At 73.5% G+C, this 5,437-nt stretch carries 4 protein-coding genes; 3 read left to right on the top strand and 1 reads right to left on the bottom strand.

Features of this window, described 5'->3' with window-relative positions:
• A partial coding sequence (locus CBZ_RS18975) for a hypothetical protein (RefSeq protein ID WP_218022820.1) occupies positions 1–1,074 on the top strand: 1,074 nt, incomplete at its 5' end.
• Between the two features lie 108 nt (positions 1,075–1,182).
• On the opposite strand, the gene CBZ_RS18970 is transcribed toward CBZ_RS18975, so the two are convergent.
• Entirely contained in the window at positions 1,183–3,228 is a 2,046-nt protein-coding gene (locus CBZ_RS18970) for a beta-galactosidase (RefSeq protein WP_130783017.1), read from the bottom strand.
• A gap of 217 nt (positions 3,229–3,445) precedes the next feature.
• Here CBZ_RS18970 and CBZ_RS18965 point away from each other — a divergent pair, with 217 nt between their 5' ends.
• Positions 3,446–4,774, top strand: a complete 1,329-nt coding sequence (locus CBZ_RS18965; RefSeq protein WP_130783016.1) for an ABC transporter substrate-binding protein — start codon at positions 3,446–3,448, stop codon at positions 4,772–4,774.
• 121 nt (positions 4,775–4,895) lie between these two features.
• The coding region (locus tag CBZ_RS18960) for an ABC transporter permease (RefSeq protein WP_130783015.1) at positions 4,896–5,437 on the top strand (542 nt) is incomplete at its 3' end.

Here is a 5,437-nt window from a genome sequence, read left to right as displayed (position 1 = left end):
GCCTCCGGCGCCGACGCGTCGGCGCCGGAGGCAGCGCGCGGTGCGGCGTCGATGGCCGGCGACGTGGCGTCGTCCAAGCTCGCCTGGTACGGCGGGCGGGTCGTCTTCACGGCGGGCAGCGGCCTGTCGGGCGAGGGCGGCAGCGCGACCGCGTGGGCCCTCGACGCGGCGAGCGTGTTCTCCGCGGAGACAGTCGCACGGGTCGCGGCCGCGCTCGGTGTGGCGGGGGAGCCGCGTCAGGAGTACGGCTCGTGGACGGTGGGCCCGACGGACGGCTCGGGCGCGACCGTGTCGCTGTCGCCCGACGGCTCGGCGAGCGTGTCGTACTACGACCCGGCCCGCGACCCGTGGTCGTGCGTGCGGTCCGCCCCGGAGACGCTCGACTCGTCGGGTGCCGGCACGGACGGTGCGACCGGTGCCGCGGAGCCCGCGATCGTCGACCCGGGTGCCGGGTGCGAGCAGCCGAACCAGCCGGCGGCCCCGACCGGCGACGCCGCCGAGGCGAAGGCGCGCGAGGTCCTGGCGTCGCTCGGGGTCGACGCCGACGGGTTCGAGTACGAGGTCATGAGCGACACCGGCATCGCGCAGCTCGTGCAGGTGACGGCGTACCAGGTCGTCGACGACCAGCGCACCGGGCTGGCGTGGAACGTGTCCCTCGTCGGTGACGGCGTGCAGTCGCTGTGGGGCTCGCTGGCCCCGCTCGTGGACCTCGGCGCGTACGACGTCGTGAGCCCGCGCGCGGCGGTCGAGCGCCTGACCGACCCCCGGTTCGGCTCGACGGGCGGCGGGATGATGCCGTTCGCGGCCGCCGACATGGCCCGGTCCGCCGAGTCGGGCATCGCGGTCGACCCCGCCGCCGAGCCGACGGTCCCCCCGACCGCGACCGCGGGACCGATCGCCTGGCCGGTCGAGGACGTGACGATCACGTCGGCTCGCCTGGGCCTGGCGTTCACGTCGCTGCCGGACGGCGCGGCCGTGCTCCTGCCGACGTACGAGCTGTCGTCGGACGACGGCCGGACGTGGACGGTCGTCGCGGTCGCGGACGACGAGCTGGACTTCTCCGTGCCGCGCTGACGCGCTCGCGGAGGGACGAGGAGGCCCGGTCGGCGTGGAGGGACGCCGACCGGGCCTTCGTGCTGCCGGGCGTGGCCGCGGCACCCGGACGCGGCGCCGCGTGGCAGGTCAGCCGCGACGTGCCTCGCGGACGACCGCGACGCCCCCGGCCGGCACCTTGTACGACCCGCTCACGGCGGTGCCGGTGAGCAGCTCGGTCCCGTCGGCGGGGATCTCGACGGGCTGGTCGGCGTGGTTGACCGCGACGACGTAGTCCGCGACCGCGCCGTGCCGACGGACGACCTCGACCTCGTCGGGCAGCCCGGACGGTGCGAGGCCCGCGTCCGCGTAGGCGGCGCGCAGGACGGGGGCGAGACCGTCGACGCCGAGCCGCGTGGACACGTACCAGCCGGTGCCGGCGCCGTGCCGGTTCCGGGTGATCGCGGGGAGCCCGGCGGCGGGCCCGTCGACGTAGGTCGCGACGACGTCGGCGCCCTCGAGCGCCAGGTCGTCGGCCCAGACGTCGGCGGCGAGCTCGGTGCGCACGCCGTCGTGGTCCCACGCGACGGCGAGGGTGTCGCCCTCGCGCAGGGGCAGGAACTCCTCGACGGTGAGCCCGAGCGCGGTGCGCAGGGGTGCGCCGTAGCCGCCGGGGTGCACGGCGTCGTGCTCGTCGACGATGCCGGAGAAGTACGACACGACGAGCGTCCCGCCGTCGGCCACGTAGGCGGCGAGGTGGTCGCCGGCGGCAGCGGTGAGCAGGTACGACGCGGGGGCGACGACGAGCCGGTACGCCGACAGGTCGGCGGTCGGGTGCACGAGGTCGACCGTCAGCCCGTCGCGCCACAGCCGGTCGTAGTAGGCGAGGACGCGCTCGCGGTGGTCGAGGTCGACGGACGGCCGCCACTCGAGGTCCTGCGCCCAGAACGACACCCAGTCCCACAGGATCGCGACGTCGGCCCGGACGGTCGAGCCCTGCACCTCGGCGAGCCGGCCGAGGTCGGCGCCGAGGGTGCGCACCTCGCGCCACACGCGGGACGACGTGCCGGCGTGCGGCAGCATCGCGGAGTGGAACTTCTCGGCGCCGCTGCGGGATGCCCGCCACTGGAAGAACAGGATCGCGTCGGCGCCGCGGCCCAGGTGGCTCAGGGCGTTGCGGGTGGTCTCCCCGGCGCGCTTGGCGACGTTGCGGGGCTGCCAGTTCACGGCGGACGTGGAGTGCTCCATGAGGATCCACGGCTTGCCGCCCGCGAGCGAGCGGGTGAGGTCGGCGGCCAGCGCGAGGTCGACGTGACCCCGCCGGTCGGCGGCGGTGAGGTAGTGGTCGTTGGAGACGACGTCGACCTCCGCGGCCCAGGCCCACAGGTCGGTGGACGGGCAGTTGGTGGTCATGAAGTTGGTGGTCACGGGCACGTCGGAGTGCGCGCGGATGGCGTCGCGCTCGGCGACGAAGCAGGCCCGCAGGGCGTGGTCGGTGAACCGGGCGAAGTCGAGCCGCTGGGCGGGGTTGACGACGCTGGGGGCGAGCGCGGGGACGTCGACGTGCGCCCACTCGCCGTACCGCTGGCCCCAGAACGTCGTGCCCCACGCGGCGTTGAGCGTGTCGAGGGTGCCGTAGCGGTCCTGCAGCCAGGCGCGGAACGCGGTCGCGGACGCGGGGGAGTAGTCGTCGGAGACCGGGGCGCCGTACTCGTTGTGGACGTGCCACAGGGCGACGGCGGGGTGCCGGCCGTACCGGCGGGCGAGGGCGTCGGCGATCCCGACGGCGGCCGCGCGGTAGGCGGGGTGGGACGGGGACGCCATGCCGCGCGAGCCGAAGCCGAGGACGGTGCCGTCGCGCGTGACGACGCGGGCGTCGGGGTGCGCGGCGAAGAACCAGGCGGGCGGCGACGCGGTGGGGGTGCCGAGGTCGACGCGGATGCCGTTGTCGTGCAGCAGGTCGAGGAGCCGGTCGAGCCAGCCGAAGTCGTGCTCGCCCTCGCGCGGCTCGAGCAGTGCCCAGGAGAAGATCCCGACGGAGACGAGGTTGACGCCGGCCTCGCGCATGAGCCGGACGTCCTCGTGCCAGACCTCTTCGGGCCACTGCTCGGGGTTGTAGTCGCCGCCGTACGCGATGCTGTCGAGCCCGGTCGGCCAGGTGGCGCGCGCGGGCTCGGATGAGGTCTGGAAGGGCATGACGCTCCGTCGAGTCAGGTATGTCCGCTGTGACCGATCACAGACCAGATGAGCTCGGATCGCCCCCTGGGACCGTTCACAACGGATAGGTAACACCAGGGTGACCGTGGTTGACAAGGCTCGGGACGCTCCATCACTGTGAACGCGCACAGGCAAGGCGTCACAGTGGACGCCCGTCCGTCGCGGTGGAGCGGCGGACCCTTGACGAGGAGGTCAGATGCGCCTGCACACAGGTATCCGCGTCGCGGCGGTCGTCGCTGCGACCGCGCTGCTCGCCACCGCGTGCTCTTCGAGCAACGGCGACGACGGCGACACCGGTTCGACGGACGCCTCGGGCGAGAAGGTCGAGCTGACCTTCTGGACCTGGGCGCCCGGCATGGAGGAGGCGGCGGCCGTCTGGAACGAGGCCAACCCCGACATCCAGGTGACCGTCAACAAGCAGGACGGCGGCGACCCGGCCGTCACCAAGCTGCTCACGGCGATCCAGGCAGGCTCCGGCGCCCCGGACCTGTTCCAGACCGAGTACCAGAAGATCCCCACGCTGGTCTCGTCCGACGCGCTCGCCGACATCGCGGACGTCCTCCCCGAGGGCACCCAGGAGCGGTTCGCCGAGGGCACGTGGCAGTCCGTCACGCTCGGCAGCGACGCGGTCTACGGCGTCCCGCAGGACTCCGGCCCCATGCAGTTCTACTACCGCGACGACATCTTCACGGAGCTCGGCCTGGCCGTCCCGACGACGTGGGAGCAGTTCGCCCAGGTCGCCGAGCAGCTGCACACCGCCGACCCGACCAAGTACCTCAGCACGTTCTCCGCGACCGACGCCGGCTGGTTCACCGGCCTCACGCAGCAGGCCGGCGCGTCCTGGTGGGGCATCGACGGCGACTCCTGGAGCGTCGACATCGAGTCCGCCGCCGTGCAGAAGGTCGCCGAGTACTGGGGCGGCCTCGTCGAGAAGGGCGTCATCGACAACAAGCCGATGTACACCCCCGAGTGGAACGCCGCCCTCAACGACGGCACGCAGGTCGGCTGGCTCTCGGCCATCTGGGCGCCCGGCGTCCTGTCGGGCAACGCCGCCGACACCGCCGGCAAGTGGAAGATGGCGCCCATGCCGCAGTGGGAGGAGGGCGACAACGCCACGGGCAACTGGGGCGGCTCGGCCACCTCGGTCACGTCCCAGTCGAAGCACCCCGCCGAGGCCGCGAAGTTCATCGCGTGGCTCAACGCCAGCCAGGAGGGCGTCAACCTGCTCGTCTCCGGTGGCGGCCTGTACCCGGCCGACATCCCGAGCCAGGCCGAGGCGCTCGCCTCCCCGCCGGAGTTCTTCGCCAACCAGCCCGACTTCTACGAGATCGCCGGCGAGACGGCGAAGGGCGTGCAGCCCTTCACCTACGGCCCGAACGTCAACGTCGCGTACTCCGCGTACAACGACGAGTTCGGCAAGGCGGCCGAGGCCAAGCAGGCCTCGCTCTTCCTCGACGCGGTCACGGCCATGCAGGCCACGACGGTCGACGACCTGAAGAACCAGGGCTTCTCCGTCAAGGAGTGACGACGAGCGGCCGCCCGGCACCCCTCCGCCGGGCGGCCGCCCCCGCCCCTGCTCTGCCGCGCGCACCAGCGCCGACGGCACCCGTGTCCGACGTCGCACGCGCTACCGGAAGGACCCTCACGTGACCACCCTCGCCCCGCCCCGCGCGGCCGCGACGCGCGACCGATCCGCGACGCGGCGCCGACGCCGGCGCACCGCGGCACCGTTCGCGTTCCTCGCGCCCGCCCTCACGCTCTTCACGCTGTTCCTCGCGCTCCCCATCGCGTACGCCGTCTACCTGAGCTTCCGCACCGAGGTCGTCAAGGGCCTCGGGCTCGGCTCCGGCGCCCGCCAGGAGGTCTGGGCCGGCTTCGCCAACTACAGCCGCGCGCTCGACGACCCCGAGTTCATCGCGTCCGTCGGCCGCGTCGCGCTCTACGGGATCCTGCTCGTCCCCACGATGCTCGGCCTCGCCCTGCTGTTCGCGCTGCTGCTCGACGCGCGCCGGACGCGGGCCAAGTCGTTCTCCCGGATCGCGATCTTCCTGCCGTACGCCGTGCCCGCGGTCATCGCGTCGCTGCTGTGGGGCTTCCTCTACCTGCCGCGCGTCAGCCCGTTCTACTACGTGTTCGACAAGCTCGGGTGGGACGTGCCCCCGGTCATGTCGCCCGGCCTCGTCGTGTT

Origin of the sequence: Cellulomonas biazotea, assembly GCF_004306155.1 — a bacterium.
Classification (GTDB): Bacteria; Actinomycetota; Actinomycetes; order Actinomycetales; family Cellulomonadaceae; genus Cellulomonas; species Cellulomonas biazotea.
The sequence above is the reverse complement of the archived record's forward strand: the minus strand, read 5'-3'. Positions and strand labels throughout refer to the sequence as shown.